Origin of the sequence: Streptomyces sp. NRRL B-3229 (genome assembly GCF_000719505.1) — a bacterium.
Taxonomy (GTDB): Bacteria; Actinomycetota; Actinomycetes; order Streptomycetales; family Streptomycetaceae; genus Streptomyces; species Streptomyces griseorubiginosus.
The window spans coordinates 1-15,850 of record NZ_JOGP01000027.1 but is presented as its reverse complement, the minus strand read 5'-3'; the positions used below and the strand labels follow the sequence as shown (position 1 = coordinate 15,850).

At 72.0% G+C, this 15,850-nt stretch carries 15 protein-coding genes, 1 tRNA gene and 1 pseudogene; 10 read left to right on the top strand and 7 right to left on the bottom strand.

Annotated features, from left to right (window positions below; all coding sequences use genetic code 11):
• Positions 1-25 precede the first annotated feature (25 nt).
• Positions 26-97 (bottom strand) — tRNA-Val (locus IF54_RS0133045).
• Positions 98-309: 212 nt separating this feature from the next.
• On the opposite strand from IF54_RS0133045, the gene IF54_RS0133040 reads away from it, so the two are divergent.
• From IF54_RS0133040 to IF54_RS0133010, 7 genes are all read left to right on the top strand, one after another.
• Positions 310-1,077 (top strand): DUF4097 family beta strand repeat-containing protein, encoded by a 768-nt coding sequence (locus IF54_RS0133040; protein ID WP_030325549.1) that lies wholly within the window; start codon positions 310-312, stop codon positions 1,075-1,077.
• Between the two features lie 80 nt (positions 1,078-1,157).
• Positions 1,158-2,534: a hypothetical protein gene (locus IF54_RS0133035; RefSeq protein ID WP_030325545.1), complete on the top strand. Its 1,377-nt coding sequence runs from the start codon at positions 1,158-1,160 to the stop codon at positions 2,532-2,534.
• A gap of 132 nt (positions 2,535-2,666) precedes the next feature.
• A complete protein-coding gene (locus tag IF54_RS0133030; RefSeq protein ID WP_020136474.1) occupies positions 2,667-2,855 on the top strand; it encodes a hypothetical protein in 189 nt (62 codons plus the stop codon).
• Positions 2,856-2,868: 13 nt separating this feature from the next.
• Positions 2,869-3,582 carry a hypothetical protein gene (locus IF54_RS0133025; protein WP_030325543.1) on the top strand — a complete coding sequence of 238 codons (714 nt, stop codon included), beginning with the start codon at positions 2,869-2,871 and terminating at the stop codon, positions 3,580-3,582.
• Complete coding sequence (locus tag IF54_RS0133020; RefSeq protein WP_030325541.1) at positions 3,579-4,535, top strand: DUF6895 family protein; 957 nt, start codon at positions 3,579-3,581, stop codon at positions 4,533-4,535. Before IF54_RS0133025 ends, IF54_RS0133020 begins: the two co-directional genes overlap by 4 nt.
• Positions 4,532-5,452, top strand: coding sequence for a DUF6895 family protein (locus tag IF54_RS0133015; protein WP_030325540.1), 921 nt, complete (start codon positions 4,532-4,534; stop codon positions 5,450-5,452). The genes IF54_RS0133020 and IF54_RS0133015 overlap by 4 nt, the downstream gene beginning before the upstream one ends.
• Positions 5,449-6,648 (top strand): serine hydrolase domain-containing protein, encoded by a 1,200-nt coding sequence (locus IF54_RS0133010; protein ID WP_030325539.1) that lies wholly within the window; start codon positions 5,449-5,451, stop codon positions 6,646-6,648. The genes IF54_RS0133015 and IF54_RS0133010 overlap by 4 nt, the downstream gene beginning before the upstream one ends.
• Before the next feature lie 143 nt (positions 6,649-6,791).
• On the opposite strand, the gene IF54_RS0133005 is transcribed toward IF54_RS0133010, so the two are convergent.
• The gene (locus IF54_RS0133005) at positions 6,792-8,159 is read right to left on the bottom strand and encodes an alpha-lytic protease prodomain-containing protein (protein WP_030325538.1); all 1,368 of its coding nucleotides are present in this window, start codon (positions 8,157-8,159) and stop codon (positions 6,792-6,794) included.
• 220 nt (positions 8,160-8,379) lie between these two features.
• Here IF54_RS0133005 and IF54_RS0133000 point away from each other — a divergent pair, with 220 nt between their 5' ends.
• Both IF54_RS0133000 and IF54_RS0132995 read left to right on the top strand, forming a co-directional pair.
• Complete coding sequence (locus tag IF54_RS0133000) at positions 8,380-8,598, top strand: FmdB family zinc ribbon protein (RefSeq protein ID WP_030325537.1); 219 nt, start codon at positions 8,380-8,382, stop codon at positions 8,596-8,598.
• A gap of 100 nt (positions 8,599-8,698) precedes the next feature.
• The gene (locus IF54_RS0132995; RefSeq protein WP_030325536.1) at positions 8,699-9,379 is read left to right on the top strand and encodes a DedA family protein; all 681 of its coding nucleotides are present in this window, start codon (positions 8,699-8,701) and stop codon (positions 9,377-9,379) included.
• Here the strand turns inward: IF54_RS0132995 and IF54_RS0132990 are convergent.
• Genes IF54_RS0132990 through IF54_RS0132980 form a run of 3 tightly spaced genes read right to left on the bottom strand, consistent with a single transcriptional unit; the run spans position 9,303 to position 13,789 of the window.
• Complete coding sequence (locus IF54_RS0132990) at positions 9,303-10,121, bottom strand: hypothetical protein (RefSeq protein ID WP_030325535.1); 819 nt, start codon at positions 10,119-10,121, stop codon at positions 9,303-9,305. The two genes, IF54_RS0132995 and IF54_RS0132990, sit on opposite strands and share 77 nt — an antisense overlap.
• Positions 10,121-12,592: a phosphoribosyltransferase gene (locus IF54_RS0132985; protein WP_030325534.1), complete on the bottom strand. Its 2,472-nt coding sequence runs from the start codon at positions 12,590-12,592 to the stop codon at positions 10,121-10,123. The genes IF54_RS0132990 and IF54_RS0132985 overlap by 1 nt, the downstream gene beginning before the upstream one ends.
• Before the next feature lie 33 nt (positions 12,593-12,625).
• Positions 12,626-13,789 (bottom strand): HpcH/HpaI aldolase/citrate lyase family protein, encoded by a 1,164-nt coding sequence (locus IF54_RS0132980; protein WP_030325533.1) that lies wholly within the window; start codon positions 13,787-13,789, stop codon positions 12,626-12,628.
• 207 nt (positions 13,790-13,996) lie between these two features.
• On the opposite strand from IF54_RS0132980, the gene IF54_RS0132975 reads away from it, so the two are divergent.
• Positions 13,997-14,758 carry a TerD family protein gene (locus tag IF54_RS0132975; protein ID WP_030325532.1) on the top strand — a complete coding sequence of 254 codons (762 nt, stop codon included), beginning with the start codon at positions 13,997-13,999 and terminating at the stop codon, positions 14,756-14,758.
• Between the two features lie 98 nt (positions 14,759-14,856).
• Here the strand turns inward: IF54_RS0132975 and IF54_RS0132970 are convergent, their stop codons facing one another.
• Together IF54_RS0132970 and IF54_RS42410 are read right to left on the bottom strand one after the other, a co-directional pair.
• Positions 14,857-15,594: a TerD family protein gene (locus tag IF54_RS0132970; protein ID WP_030325530.1), complete on the bottom strand. Its 738-nt coding sequence runs from the start codon at positions 15,592-15,594 to the stop codon at positions 14,857-14,859.
• Positions 15,595-15,701: 107 nt separating this feature from the next.
• A pseudogene (locus tag IF54_RS42410) lies at positions 15,702-15,850 on the bottom strand (DUF475 domain-containing protein); the annotation flags it as partial.

Below are 15,850 nucleotides of genomic sequence, written 5' to 3'. Positions count from 1 at the left end.
GATCGGCCGGGGTCTTCTCCCGATGTGGGCGCGGACGGTTTCGAACCGCCGACATCCTGCTTGTAAGGCAGGCGCTCTACCCCTGAGCTACGCACCCGAGACGAGTCGACAGCCTACCTTGCCGCGGACCCTGTCCTGCAAACCCTTACCCGCGGGGCCACGCGGGTCAGGGTCGATACGGGGGAAAACCCCACCCCTTGTCCGGGAGCGGCCCGGATCCCCCTCGACCACTCCGGTCCCTAGGGTCGGAAGCAGGGTCGCGGAGTGCCCGCGACCGCCCGCCCAGGGCCAGTTCAGGGGGAGATCGTCATGGTCCGTTCCGTTCCCGCACGTGCCGCCGCCGCGGCCGGGGTCGTCGCGCTTCTCGTCGCCGGCGCCACCGCCTGCGCCTCCGCCGGGGACGACAAGACCCCCGACCACAAGTCCTTCGCCCTCCAGGGCCGCACCCTCACCGTCGACTCCGACGACTCGGCACTGGAGATCGTCGCCGCCGATTCGAACAAGCCGGGCTCGATCGAGGTGACCCGCTGGTTCCAGGGGACCGTCGCCGTCGGCAAGGACCCGGAGGTGACCTGGTCGATGAAGAACGACCGGCTGAAGCTGCGGATGAAGTGCAGCGGTGTCGTCGCCGACTGCGCGGCCAAGCACCGCATAGAGGTGCCCCGGGACATCGCTGTGAAGGTCGAGAACCGGGACGGCAGCGTGCGGGCACGCGGGTTCACCCGGCCGCTCGGCATCAGCTCCGGTGACGGCTCCGTGCGCGTCACCGACTCCAGCGGACCGCTGGACCTGCGCACCGGCGACGGCTCGATCCGCGCGGAGGTCACCTCCCGCCGGGTCACCGCCCGCAGCGGGGACGGCTCGCTCCACCTCGAACTGGGCGCCGTACCGGAGCGGGTGGAGACCCGCAGCGGCGACGGCTCCGTGACCGTGGAGCTGCCGAAGGCCGCCTACCGGGTCGACGCGCAGTCCGGTGACGGCGGGGTCGACGTGTCCGTGCCCCGCTCCGACTCCGGCGAGCACGTCGTGTCCGCCCGGAGCGGAGACGGAAAGATCACGGTGCGAACCGCGAACTGACCGGGCCGTGTGTTCGTCCCTTACCGGTGGGAGAATGACACCGGGCACCGCCAGGACGGAACACAGCACGGGAGAGGGATGTGACGGCGACACCGAAGCAGCCGTACTTGTCGCCGTCGAGGCCGCGCGCGCACCGCCAGGTTCTCAAGGACACCCTCACCCTGCTCGGGCTGCCGCTGCTCGCCGCCCTCGCGCTCCCGTCCGCGTTCGCCGGCGGTGGCACCCGCCGCTGGTTCGGCGGGCGCGCGGAGAGCCAGCGGGCCGAGGCGCAGGCCGCGAAGGACGCCGCCGCGGCGGCGTTCTACGAGCTGGACACCGCCCAGCGGGATCTGCGGATCTCGATAGAGACCATCACGGCCGTCGACGACTCCCCCGCCGCCCGGCGCGCGGTCGCCGACTTCCAGGCGATCAGCGGACGCATCGACGAGGCCAGCAGCCACTACATCGAGGCCGTGGACGCCCATGACCTCGACCGGGACGACCTGGAGGCGTCGGTCGCCGCCCGCGCTCGCACCGAGCTGACCCGGGCCAAGGACGAGCTCGGCAACGTCAAGAAGGAGCTGGACCGTTTCGGCGACAGCCTCGGTCCGCTGCTCGGCAAGGCCGAGACCCAGCTGGCCCGGCTCGCCCCGGCTGTGGAGCGCGCCCGGCAGGGGCTGCTGGCCGCCTCCAACGCCCTTGACGCCGTACGGGAGTCGGGGCTGAAGGCGGACGACCTCGCCGCCCGGCTCGCCGCCCTCGGACCGGAGCTGACGAAGCTGAACCAGGGCGCCGGGCAGCACGGCGTGCCGCAGACCCTGGAGCGGGCCGAGCGCATGGCCCGGGAGGCCGGGGCGATCCGGGCGGAGGCCGAGCGGCTGCCGGAGCGGGCCGCGGAGATCGACCACCGGCTGGTCTCGCTGCGGACCCGCGCCGAGGCGCTCACCACCCGTGCGGGCCAGGTCGACCCGGTCCTCAGCGAACTGCGCCGCAGATTTACCGCCGCCTGCTGGCAGGACCTCCAGCACGTCCCGGACCAGGCCACGGAGAACGTACGGCAGGCCGAGCTGAAGCTCCGTGAGGCGCGGGCCGCGCGCGACGAACAGCGCTGGCCGGACGCGACCTCGCTGCTCTCCACGGTGCGTGCCCTGCTCAACACCACCGACGAGGCCGTCTCCGCGGCCGGCGACCGGCTGCGCCGGCTGAACGCCGTGCAGAAGGACCCCCAGCAGGAGATCGACCGCACCCGCTTCGCCCTGCGGGACGCCCAGCGCCTGGCGATGACCGGCCGCACCACTCCCGACCCACGGCACGCGCGCCCCCTGGACGACGCGGTGGCTCGCCTGGACCGGGCGATCGGCACGCTGGAGGGCCGTCATCCCGACTACTGGCACTTCCTGACCGAGACGGAAGCGGTACGGCAGGCGGTGGCGCGGGTGGTCTCCCAGATCCGCGAGGAGCGGGGCGGCGCGCACTGACGCGCGCACTTCGAGGCCGTGCACTCTGCACCGTGCACTCCGAATTGGACATTTCATCCTTTTTTGCATAGATCGTCCCAATGCGGTGACATGGAACTAGACCCGCAGATCTCTCTCAAAGGAGATGGTGGTATGTCTTCCACCGAGTTCCAGCTCGACGACCTCACCGAGGTCCAGGGCATCGACGTCGAAGCGGCTCTCGACCCCGTCGAGGCCGACGGCTACTACCGCGACAGCCGCCAGTGCGCGGCGCTCGCTCTGACGTCCTCGTCGAGCAACCTCCTGCTGTCGCCTCCGACGCCACGGCCGAAGAAGGGCTGACGGGAGAATCCGCATGGAGCAGTCAGGCGCTTCGACCCGCCTCGCGGGCGCGGTGCAGGACCTCATGTCGGAACTGGTCTCCGCTCTTCGGAGCGGGGACCGCTTCCGGCTGGCAGGCAGGGCCATGGACGGGGACGGCCCCGAGGCGGCCCCAGCCCCGGCCCTCGCCGCCGTACGCGTGGTGGGAGCCGATGCCGTCCTGCCGAGTGTGCTGCTGCGCTGCGCACCCCCCGAGCCGGCCGATCTCACCATGTTCGCCAGGGCCGTTCACACCTGGCCGCCACCCGCCGACGCCCCGCCCACATCCCTGTGGAGCCACTGGGCGATGCGGCGGGCGCTGCTGCGCCTTGACGCGAGCCTCGATGGTGCGCCCGGCGACGGGAGCGAGCCGGGGACGGAGTGGCTCGACGAGGCACCGTGGCAGTTCCTGACCCACCAACTCGCTGTCCTCGCCCCGCTCGCGCTGCCCGGTGAGGACTGCGCGGTGGCCCGCGTGGCACGTGGCCGCCCGGTCGACGTCGCCCGGGGATTCGTCCGGGCCGTCCGCCGCCGCGACTGGCTCCAGGCGGCCGGAGCGGGACGCTGGCTGGCCCTCCTCGACGGGGTGCCGGAAACCCTGGGCCTGGACACCGGGCTCGAGTTCGTGTCCCAGATGGGCGGCGAGGACGCGCGCGTGGCGTTCCAGGTACGGGCGGCCCAACTGATGCGCACCCGGGTGCCGGTGTGACGGCGGCACCCGAAGTCCGCCCGGGGCGCGCGGTCCGGGACCTGGGCGAGGCCGCGCTGACCTGGGTGTCCGCCCACCGGGACGGCTTCGCACTCGACGAGGACGCGCTCGCCGAGCACGGCAACGTGAACACCACCTGGAAGCCCCTGGGCGAGCTGGCCCAGGTGTGCGTCTGCGTACGGCGGCACACCGGGCGGACCGATCCGCTGCATGTGCTGGCGTCCGACCTGCTGTCGTTCGCGTGGCAACAGACCGGCCGGGGCGCCCTGTTCATGGAGCTGCAACGCCTCGAACCCTTCGCGACCTACCCGTTGGAGGTCTACGCGGCGTTCGCGTCGGCGGGTCTGCGGCACGACCGCTACGAGAGCGCCACCGCGACGGTGGCCCGCACCCGCGGCTGGCACGTCACGGAGCAGGAACCCAACCGGCGGCTGAGCGTGCTCAACTCCGAGCGCCGCAGCGGAATCGCCCCGCACGGCGACATGACGCGGGCGTTGGAGCGCACCTGGCTCGCCGGGCTGCCGGAACCGTGGACCTTCGAACTGCCCTCCGGCTACACGCTGACCCACGTCGTCTTCCACCTCACCGACTGGGGCCTGACCCCGCGGGCCGTGCCCCCGCAGGTGGCGGAGTACCTGCGGCACTGGCTCCCGCCCTGGCTCGACACCTGTCTGGAGGACGAGCAGTGGGACCTGTGCTGCGAACTCCTCGCGGTGGCGAGCAGCCTGCCCGGCCCGCCCGAACGCGCCCTGCTCGAGGAGGCCTGGGCGAGACTCTCGGTGGCCCAGGACGACTCCGGTGCCGTCCCGGAGGTCGGCGGACGCGGCAGCCGTACGACCGCACCCGCCTTCCTCGACTGCTACCACTCGACTCTGATGACGGCGTTCGCCGCCGCACTGACCCTCGACCGGTTGCGCGGGACCGCGGCCGGCGGACGGGGAGGGCCGGAATGAACCACACGCGTCTCGTCCACAACGTCGGCGTCGGGGCCCTGGAGTGGCTGCACGCCCACCGGGACGGTTTCCGGCTGGAGTCGGACGTCGACCCCGAGGTCGGGTTCCTCGAACGCTTCAAGCCGGTCGGCGAACTCGCGCTCATCTGCGGGGTGTTGTTCCGCGAGGGCGTGGCCGGGTCCCGGCAGGCCACGCTGGCACGGCAGTTGATCGACCACGCCTGGTGCCACACCCTGGACGGCGGCCGGATGCTGGTGCGCGGCCAGCACCTTGAGCCCCTCTCGCCGATCCCCTTCGAGGTGTATCTGCCCTTCAGGGAACTGGGGTACAGCTGCCCCGAGGCCGAACGGGCCTTCCGGCTCAACCAACGGCTGGACAGTTTCGCCGCGTTGGAGATGTCACCGGTCCGCCGCCTCGGCCTGTCCGCGTTCCAGCGCCGCTTCGGCGTAGCGCCCCGGCCCCCGGAGGCCGACCTCGTCGGCGCGACCTGGCTGGGGCGCTCACCCGAACCCTGGACGGTGGAGGGGCACATCGCCTACGACACCACCCACACCGTCTTCCATCTCACCGACTGGGGCGAGCGCCCCGAGGGCCTGCCGGCCGGGATCGCCGACTACCTCGCGCTCTGGCTGCCGGTCTGGCTGGACGACTGGCTCGATCTGCGCCGCTGGGACCTGCTCGGTGAACTGCTCGTCGTCGACGCCTGTCTGCCCGACCCCACCTTCGACGTGCGGGCCTGGGAAGGTTTCGCCGCCGCCCAGCAGCCCGACGGCGCGATGCCCGCCGTGCGCGAGATGCCCGAGGGCGACCCCGACGAGGTGTTCGACATCGTGTACCACCCGACGCTGGTCGCCGCCTTCGCCTCCGTGCTGGCCACCTCCCGCGCCCTGACACGCCTCGCGCGGACCCCGTCATGACGACCCGCGCACGACCGGCGCGTCCCACTCCGTGGCCGGGCGAGCCGGAGGAGCCGGACGGGTCGGAGCAGCCGGAGGAGTCTGGCGAGCCCGGTGAGCTGCTCGGCGTCACCGGCGCACTCCCGCCAGGCACGCTCCCGTCTCACACGCTGTCGCCCCGTACGCTCCCGCCCGACGCCCCCGCTCCCCCCGACGACGAAGAACTGCGGCGGCGCCTCGACGCGGCCGTCGACGCCGTGGACGCGCCCGACGTGGTCTTCGCGCTCTCCCGGCACGGTCGCCGCACCGTGCGCACCGGCGGCACCGCACCGCCCCCGCCCGTCCCACGCCACCGGCTGCGCTACGAACTGGGCTCGGCCTCCAAGACGTTCACCGGATTGCTGCTGGCCCACCTGACCCGGACGGGCGCGCTGTCCGCGGGACTGCCGGCCGCCGTACTGCTGGACCCGGCCCGGCGCAGTGACGGGGATCCCGTCACGCTCGCCCATCTGATCACCCACACCGCCGGACTGCCGGCCCTGCCCGCCGACTTCTTCCTCCGGGCGCTGCCGGTCTGGCACACCAACCCCTACGCCCGCTATCCGGCCGAGCGCGTGGTCGACGCCTTCCTGCGCCACCGGCCGCGCCACCGGCCCGGCACCCGCTGGCACTACTCCAACTTCGGCGTCGCCGTCCTCGGCCACGCCCTCGCGGCGGCGACCGGCACCCCGTGGGACGCCCTGCTCACCGGACAGGTGCTGCGTCCCCTGGGGCTCGGCGGCACCGCACTCGGGCCTGGCGGACCGGACACCGATGCCACCGGGCACCGCAAGGACGGCACAACGCCCGTTCCTCCACTGGCCGTCGGCGGCTTCCAGGCGGCCGGCGCCGTCCGGGCCGACCCGCACGACCTGCTCACGTTCCTCGAAGCCCATCTGGATCCGTCGGACCGCCCGCTGACCGACGGGCTGCGCGCGGTACGCCGCCCGGTGCTCCGGCGCGGGATCGGGCACCGGCACGTGCACACCGTCGCCTGGTTCCAGCACCCCACCGAGCACGGCCCGATGTACTTCCACGGCGGGGCGACCCTCGGCCAACAGGCCTTCCTGGGCTTCCGGCCCGCCACCGGCACGGCCCTGGCCGCCCTGTGCACCCGCCGCTTCCGCGCCCGCGACACCTTCGTACCGACGGCCTACGCACTCCTGGCCGAGCTGTAGCACGGCGGGGACGGCCGAACCTCGGCCGCCCCCGTCACCGCCACCGCAGCCTCAGCCCGGCCCCGTCACCGCCACCGCAGCCTCAGCCCGGCCCCGTCACCGCCACCTCAGCCCGGCCCCGTCACCGCAACCTCAGCCCGTCCTCATACCGGCTGCCACAGCTCGGGAGCCAGCGCCGGCTGCCAGGCGGTCTGCGCCTGGTGGGACTGGAGGCACTCGTAGGAGACGCCGTCGAGGGTCACCCGCGCCCCGACCTCGTACACCCGGCCCGCGGCCCAGCCGCCCGCCTGGCCGCCGTCCTCGGGAGCCGGGGTGCCGCTCTCCGCCGTGCTGGTCTTGAGCGTGAGGCCGTACGTGCTGAGCAGCGGGTTGATCGGCTGGTAGAAGGTGGTGCCGCCGCGCGTGCAGTCGCCGGAGCCGCCGGAAGTCACGCCCTGGGCCTGGACGCCCGAGATGAAGGAACCACCGGAGTCCCCCGGCTCCGCGCACACGGTCGTACGGGTCACCCCGTCGACGGTGCCCTCGGCGTAGGTGACGCTCGTGTCGTGCTGCTGGATCGTGCCGCAGTGCCAGCCCGTGGTGGAGCCCGAGCGGCACACCGCGGCCCCCGTCAGCGCCTGCACCGAGCCGGCGGTCTGGACGTCCTGGTCGCCCTCGCCCTTGACTGCGGGCGTAGCGGTCCAGTCGGAGTTGACGCCCACCCAGGCCATGTCGTTGCCGGGGAAGACGGAGGCCTGGAAGGTGCCCTGCGCGACCTGGTTGTACCCGGTGGTCGTCGCGCCCGCCTGTCCGCAGTGGCCGGCCGTGGCGAACCCCTGCTGGTCGCCCTTGGTGACCCCGAATCCCACGGAGCAGCGGGCCGTGCCGTCGATGTAGAAGGGGTCGCCGCCCCGGATGTCGTACAGCGCGTGGGGCTGGTCGGCCGACACCTGGACGTCCACGAGCGCGCTGTCGACACCGGCGGTCGCGACGAGCGTGTCCGCGGCGGCGCGGCTCGTCGCCTGCACCGTGACCCGGTTGGTGCGGACGTCGATGTACCGGACCGGCGTGTCGACGGCCTTGCTTGTCGCGGCGGCGTCCAGCTTCGCCCGTACCGCCTTCAGCTCCTCCAGCGGCGTCCTGACCACCACGGCCCGCGCACCGGCGGCCTCGATGGCCGCGGTGTCCGCGACGTCGGTGGTCGCGACCGCCAGGTCCGCGGAGGTGAGGCCGCTGAGCCACGCGCCGGCGAAGCGCTCGCCGAGCGCGTTCTGGAGCCGGCCGGCGCGCGAGCCCGCCTCGGCCTCGTTGACCAGACGCGTCCTGGCCTGCGCCTCGGTCAGCTTCAGATCACGCTCCAGCGCCCGCAGCATCGCGGGCGAGGGCTCGCCGACGCCGGGTGCCCCGGCGGCGGAGGGCACCGGCGGTGGCGCGGGGGGCTCGGCGGCCGCGGCCGCGGGCAGTCCTGCCAGCACGAGCGCGCCGAGCACCGTCAGTGCGGCACCGCCGACCGCAGCGTGTCTGTGGGCCATGGGAGGTCTCCTCGGATAGGGGGTGCGAAACATCTCGAATCCCTAGGCCTTGCCGAAATTGCCTCAGGGGATGTCCGCTCGCCCCGCCCGTCCGCGCATCGGACGACAGGAAGGGGCCGCCCGGCGCAGCAGCGGGTGCCGAGGGACCGGCACCCCGGGTACGTCGGAGAGGTCGGCGCAGGGCCTGGGTCACCCGGGGCGGTCCGGTTAACCTGTGCTCATGCCTCGCTACGAATACCGCTGCCGGACCTGCGGCGACACCTTCGAACTCAGCCGCCCCATGGCCGAGTCCTCGGCCCCCGCCGACTGCCCGGCCGGCCACGACGACACCGTGAAGCTGCTGTCGACGGTGGCGGTGGGCGGCTCGGCCGCCGCGTCGGCCCCGGCCCCCCAGGCGGGCGGCGGCGGAGGGTGCTGCGGCGGCGGCTGCTGCGGCTGACCGCCGTATCAGACGAAGACAGAGACAGCAGGCCCCGTAAAGCCCCCCGTACAGCAGCCTCTTCAGGTTGGCTTCAGGTCCGCGTCCCTAACGTGGGCCCATGTCAGCCATCGAGTGGGTCAACGGCCTCATGGACACCCTGGGCGCGCCCGGCGCCGGGGTGGCCATCGCCCTGGAGAACCTCTTCCCGCCCATTCCGAGCGAGGCGATCCTGCCGCTCGCGGGCTTCGCGGCGAGCACCGGCAAACTGAGCCTGCTCGCCGTGCTGCTGTGGACTACGGCGGGCTCGGTGATCGGCGCCCTCGCGCTCTACGGCGTCGGCGCGCTCCTCGGCCGGGACCGCACGGTGGCCCTCGCGGCCCGGCTGCCGCTCGTCAAGGCGAGTGACGTCGAGCGCACCGAGGCCTGGTTCCTGCGGCACGGCACCAAGGCGGTGTTCTTCGGCCGCATGATCCCCGTCTTCCGCAGCCTGGTCTCGGTCCCGGCCGGTGTCGAACGCATGCCGCTGCCGGTGTTCCTGACGCTGACCACGCTGGGCAGCGCCCTGTGGAACACGGCGTTCGTCCTCGCGGGCCACGCCCTGGGCGCCAACTGGACCCAGGTCACCGAGGTGGTGTCCGCGTACTCGAAGGTCGTCCTGGTCGCCGCCGCCGTCGCGGTCGCGGCCTTCGTGGCCGTACGACTGCGGCGGCGGCCGGCGTCCGCTACGGACGGGACGCCTTCAGGAACTCCCGAAGGATCCGCTCCCCCGCCAGCACACCCCTCTCGGGCAGCGCGCTGATCGCGGGGGCCGTCCAGCCCTCGTCCGCCAGTTCCCCGTGCCCCGGACGCCAGCCCCGGTCGGCGGCCAGCAGCAGGTCGGCGTCGAGCAGGGAGTCCCCCGCGGCCAGCGTCCAGGAGGCTCCGGTGCGCCGGGCCACCTCGCGCACGGCCGCGCTCTTGGTGAGCGGCCTGGGGACGGCGTAGATCTTGCGGCCCTGGAGGGAGACCGTCCAGCCGCGCTCCTCGGCCCACACCGCGAGCTCCTTCACCCAGTCCTCGGGCAGCAGTTCGCGTTCGACGACGAGGTAGGCGAAGAGGTCCTCGGCGATCCGGTGCTTGCGCAGCCACACCGGGTCGGCCGTCTCGTGGAGGTGGGCGCTGATCTCGTCCAGGGGCGCGCACTCGTCGGCCAGGCGGGCCGTGACCCCGGCGTGCCAGTCGAGGTCGGTGACGCCGTCGACGAGCAGGTGACCGCCGTTGGCGCAGATCGCGTAGGCGGGTGCGGGGCCGGGGAGGTTGATGCGCTGGTACTGCTTGCGGGTGCGGGTCGTCGTCGGCACGAACACCGCCTTGTCACCGAGCTCGGAGAGCAGCCCGGCGGCCGTCTCCGTCATGTACGACAGGGGTCTGCTCTCGTGCACCTCGACACAGAGCAGTCGGGGGGCCCGCGCGTCCGGCATGGTCAGCGCGAGGGCGGCGGCGGAGTAGATGAGCGTACGGTCGAGATCGCTGGCGACGAGTACGGGAGGCTGCGTCGGCATCAGAGGTTCACCGCCCGGCCGTCGGCGCCGGTCGCGCCCCGCGTGTACTTCGGGTGGATCAACCCCACGCAAGTGTACGGGAGTTCGGCGACCTCTTCCACGGGGACACCTCTCTGCTCGGCCAACAGACGGACATGGTCCAGGTCGGCGCCCGCACCGGCGCGCGCCAGGATCTTCCAGGGCACCCGGCGCAGCAGCACCCGGGTGGTCTCACCGACACCCGGCTTGACGAGGTTGACGTCGTGGATGCCGAACTCCTCACTGATGCGTTCGACGGCCGCCCAGCCCTCCCAGGTCGGTTCGCGGTCGCCGGCCAGCAGTTCCTTCACGGTGGCGTCAACGGCGTCCACGACCTCGGGGAAGCGGGCGGCGACGGCGTCCAGGAAGTCCACCGAGACGTCGGCGTCCGCGAGTTCGCGGTAGAACTTCGCGCCGTGGAAGTCGTCGGGGCCGACCAGGTCCGCACGCAGGACGGTTCGCGAAATCAGGCCGGACACGGTGGAGTTGAGGCACGCGGAGGGGATCAGGAAGTCCTCGCGGGTGCCGTACGTCCGCACGCAGGAACCGGGGTCGGCGAGTACCGCGATCTCCGGGTCGAAGCCGGCGGCCCCGCCCTCGGCCTCGAACTCCTTGATCGCGTCGGCCAGTTCGCGGGTGATCGCACCCTTGCCGGTCCAGCCGTCGACGAACACGACGTCGGCCGGGTCGTGGTGGGCGGCAAGCCAGCGCAGGGCGTTGGCGTCGATACCGCGGCCGCGGACGATCGAGACGGCGTAGTGCGGCAGTTCGAGACCGTGGCGGAAGCGGGCCCAACGGCGCATCAGGACACCGACGGGGGTGCCGGCGCGGGCCAGCGAGACGAGGACGGGACGCGGTGAGCGCTCCTGGAGCACGATCTCCGTGACCGCGCCGACGGCCTGCGCGAGCCTCGCGGACGACTCCTTCAGGGCCGCCAGGAAAAGCTCCTGGTACTGCTCGCTCGGCTGGTACTCCACGGGCAGCGACTCCGCGTAGTGCGCGCCGCCGCTCTGGATGGCCTCCTCACGCTCCTCGGTCGGCGCCTCCAGGGTGACGTCCGAGAGGTCCTGGAGCAGCCAGCCGACCTCTTCGGGTGCGTACGAGGAGAAGGCTGGGCCGCGGAGGGGCTCGGGGAGCATGGAGGGCCTTTCGGGGGTGTGGCTGGGGACGACGGCGAGGACCACGTGCGGGGTGTGCGCGGCCAGCTGCGCCAACAGGCCGTCGGGCGCGTGCAGTTCTGGGGTGTCGGCGGTGTCGTCGACGACGACGACCACGGCGTCGAAGCCGGCTCCGGCGACGTTGTAGGCGTAGCGGTCGCCGGGGCCGTCCGCGGGGGTGTCGTGGGCCGGGAAGGTGAGGCGGGTGCGGATCGCGTATCCCGGGTCGTCCACGGCGAGGACGGGGCTGCGGGTGGTGGTGGAGTAGGTGACCTCGGTGTTCCCGGCCGCGGTCTCTTCGAGGGCGTGGGCGAGTCTGAGGGGGGCGTACATCAGCTCTTCGAAGCCGAGGATGTGCACGTGGTGCGCGTCTCGTTGCAGGGCTTCTGCCAACCTTGCGGCCATCGCGGGGAGTTCGGATTCGAGGCGTATTCGGTGCGCCGGAGTGAATCCGTGGCGGCCGCCGTCCGGGAGGTCGCGGGGCCACATCAGGTCCACACGGTTGATTGCCGGGTGCGGGTGCGTGGGGGCTGGTCGCGCAGTTCCCCGCGCCCCTAGGGAGTCCAGCTCGAACTTCGCTACAAGGTCCTGCCCCTTCTCCAAGACCCCCTCCGGCAGGCGTACCGTCCCCGATGCCGCTGCCACCAGGTCCACCCTCGCGCCTATCTCGCCGGCGAAATCGGACAGGCGGCCCGCGTCCTCCTCCGAGCGCATGTCCACCAGGGCGACCACCACGTACCGGTGTCTGGGGTACCTGGCGTGGAGATCCCTGATCGTGTTCAGGACTGTGTTGCCCGTCGAGAACTCGTCGTCGACCAGGACCAGGGGGCCCTGGCCGGCCAGCAGGGCCGGGTCCTCCGGGAGCAACAGATGCGAGGTGGCGTGGGAGTGGGACTCCTCGAAGCCGCCCGCGGGGGTCACTCCGGGGACCGGGCGGCGGGTGGAGTGGAGGTAGGGGGCGAGGGCGAGGCCGTCGGCGACCGAGTGGCCGAGGCCCGTCGCCGTTTCCGCGTAACCGAGGACGACCGCCCGGGCCGCCTCCTCGTCGCCCAGCAGCTCGCGGACCCTGCGGCCCAGGGCGACGCCCTCGCCGTAGACCACCGAGGGCGACTGGGGCACGTGCTTGCCGAGCACGTGGGAGACCAGGAGGTGGGCCCGCTTGGGGTTGCGCCGGAGGGCGAGTCCCAGGAGGTCTCTCAGCCGGTCGTCGCCCACGAGTTCGACGCCGAGCCGGTCGGCGACCCAGGTCCCCGACCAGACCTCGCCCGGTGTCCGGTCGTTCACTGCCTTGTTCATGCGTCCCTTGGTGTCCACGAATGCCACGAGTGGTCAGCTGGTTATTCCGGCGGCGAGCAGCTCGACGAAGCCGATGTCCTCGTTGGCCACCCCGAAGACCTCGGCGCGCAGCATGGTCCGCTCGGCCCAGGCGCGGTGCGGCTTCACTTCGTTCATCTTGTTCGTGTACTGCGACCTCAGCACCCCACCGCCGCCGCGCTCGGGCCGCAGGATGTCCTGGGCGTCGCTGAACTCCTCGTGGCTGACCACGGACAGCGCGTGCACGGGGAGGACGTGGGAGGGGTGGATGCAGGTCTTGCCGAGGAGGCCGTTGGCCTGGTCGAGGGTGATCTCGCGCAGCAGGCCGTCCATGGCGTGCTCGATGAGGGCCTCGCGCAGTTCCTCTGCCTGGCCCTCCAGGAAGGGGCTGCGGCGCAGCTGGGGCTTGAACATGCGCTCCTGGACGCGGAAGTACTCCCAGACCGGTCCGGTGACGGTGAAGCCGGTGCCGTCGGCGCGGCCCAGCATGTTCACCACGTCGGCGATCACGGAGGCGACGATCTGGACGTCCCAGGCGGTCATGTCGGGGGCGCGGCGCAGGCCGTAGGAGGAGCAGAAGTCGGTGACGCCGAGGCGGAGCGCCAGGACCCGGTCGCGGTACTTGTCGACCGCGCGGGCTATGCCCTCGAGGGTCTCTACGCGCGTCTCCCGGTAGAGCAGCTCCGGCGACTCCAGCACCGGCATGGCGAACAGCCGGCGTCCGCTCGCGGCCTCGGCGACGGAGAGGGCCTCCAGGAAGGGGATGCCGCGCTCCTCGGTGAACTTGGGGAGCACGAATCCGGAGAGCAGACGGACCGCGGGGCCGAGCCGTCGTACGAGGTCGGGGATCTGCTCGGGGTGGCGGACCCGGATGAAGAGCAGCGGCAGGTCCACCGCCCGGTCCGCGAGGTCGGTGAACTGGCGGACGAGGTTCTCCTCACCCGCGGGCACGTCCTCGTCACCGATGGAGTCCTCCAGGCACAGCACCATCGAGACCACGCCGAGCCCTGCTTGTTTGACGATGTCGTCGGCGAGTCGCGGCCGGGTGGCCGGACTGTAGAGCGTGGCGCCCAGGGCCGCGGAGAGCAGCCGGGCCGGGGAGTCCGCGGTGAACTCGCACGGCTGCTGGTGGAAGAGGCGCTGCCGCACCTCAGGGGCGATGTGCCCGAAATGACGCATAGGACTCCCCCGTGGCAGTTGTGCCGCCTGCGAACCGCTCACAGGTGGCCGGTAATAGTACGTAGGTACCCATGTCCCAGGTTCCCACCGGGCATGAATTTCAGGTAACGCAGCGGAACACGGCCCACTGGACACCGGTACGACATGAACCGCTTTTCCCGCACCCCCGCGTTGTCGTGACCAGGACCGAGAGGGCAGGATGACCGCATGACGCACGCCATGCTGAAGGGGTCGAACGTCCCGCTGGATGCCACCACGGTACGCGCTGTGCTGCGCTGGGCGCCCGGGCAGGGGGTTCCGCCGGTCGACGCCTCCGCGCTGCTCCTCGGCCCCGACGGTCGTGTGCGGTCCGACGAGGACTTCGTCTTCTACAACCAGCCCCGCCACCCCTCCGGCAAGGTCTGGCTCCTCGGCAAGAAGCGTCTCGCCGAGGGTCCCACCGACACGATCCAGACGGATCTCGCCGGTGTCGAGTCCGACATCAGTCAGATTCTCGTGGTCGCTTCGGCGGAGGGCGCCACCTTCGACCAGGTACGGGATCTGCGCATCCTGCTGTACGACGCCTCGGTCGCCGACGGCGAGCCGCTGGCCTACTTCGACATCAAGCCCGAGACGGGCGCGGAGACGGCCCTGATCTGCGGCGAGCTGTACCGGCGCGGCGAGGGCTGGAAGTTCCGCGCCACCGGCGAGGGCTACGCGGACGGCCTCCAGGGCCTGGCCACGGACTTCGGCATCACGGTGGACGAGTCGGACCCCGAGGAGCCCGCCGCCCAGCCCCTCCCCCCGGAGCAGCCGGCCCAGTCGGCCACCTCGGTCCCGACCCAGCCGGCCTACGGCTACCCCCAGCCGACGACTCCCCCGGCAACGGTCCCGGCCTCGGGCTACGGCTACCCACAGCCGGCCCCGGTACCGGTCCCGGCAGGCGAGTTCCGGATGCCTCCGCAAGGGCCCCAGTTCATCGGGCGGTGAGGAGTAGCGCCCTTAAGGGGCGCGGGGAACTGCGCGACAAGCCACGACGGACGCCGCACCCGCCACACCACAGAACTCCCCGAGCTCTCAGGCGAACCTCACCGATCCGCCTTCGCCTTATAACCCCGCCCCCACTGCAACCCCCACCCGTACAACCGATCCAGCTCCCCCTGGAACCCGTACACGAACTGCACCTCACGCCGCACGACGAGCTCACCCTTGACGTTCTCGATCATCACCACCGCGCAGGACCGCGCCTGGGGGTGCCGCTCGTCGAGACCTATCTCGATCCGCGGCCCGTTGCTCGGGTACAGCGTCACGATCGCGTGCGTACGGTCGAAAGCCGGCGTCTGGTCGTAGATGTACACGAAGACCAGCAGCCGCTTGATCTGGTCCCGGTGGTCGAGGTTGACGTACATCGTCTCGCCGGACGCCGACCCGAACCGGTCGTCCCCGCTGAGCTTCACGTACGGCGGCGCGTTGACGTCCCCCAGCAGACCGCCGAGCGGCTGTACGACCCCCTTGGTGCCGTCGGCCAGCTCGTACAGGCATCCCAGGTCGAGGTCGACGTTGACCATGGACTGGCTGTGCCCCATGACCTCCGGGGGCTTGAGCGCCTTGAAGGGGTGCCGCAGCAGCGACTCCCGCTGTGAGCCCCCGATGTCGGAGGTCCGCATCCGCCAGGTCAGGTTGATGCGCAGGTTGCCGGTCGCCGCCCCCTGCTTGGTGAGCGAGACCCGGTTGTGCCGCTTGGTCAGTTCGATCGCGTTGCTGGCCGCGCTGCCCGAGTCGAAGTCGACCTCACGGCCGCCCCGGAGCCCGTCGAAGAAGCCCATTCCCGCCCCCACGCTCACGTTGGAAAACCGGCGTCACTACCTGGAAAACCGGCGGGGCGGCCGGAGGCCGGCCGCCCCGCTCAGAGCGTTCCTCACCAGGAAGGGTGTCACACCCCGGACGAGACCTCAGTCTTCTCGTCCGAGCCCTCGGCTTTTCCCTCGGCGGCCGCCAGCGCGTTGTTGCGGCGCACGGAGGACCAGAAGGACCAGCCGATCAGGACCACACCGACCAGGCCGGTGATGATCTCGTTGATCT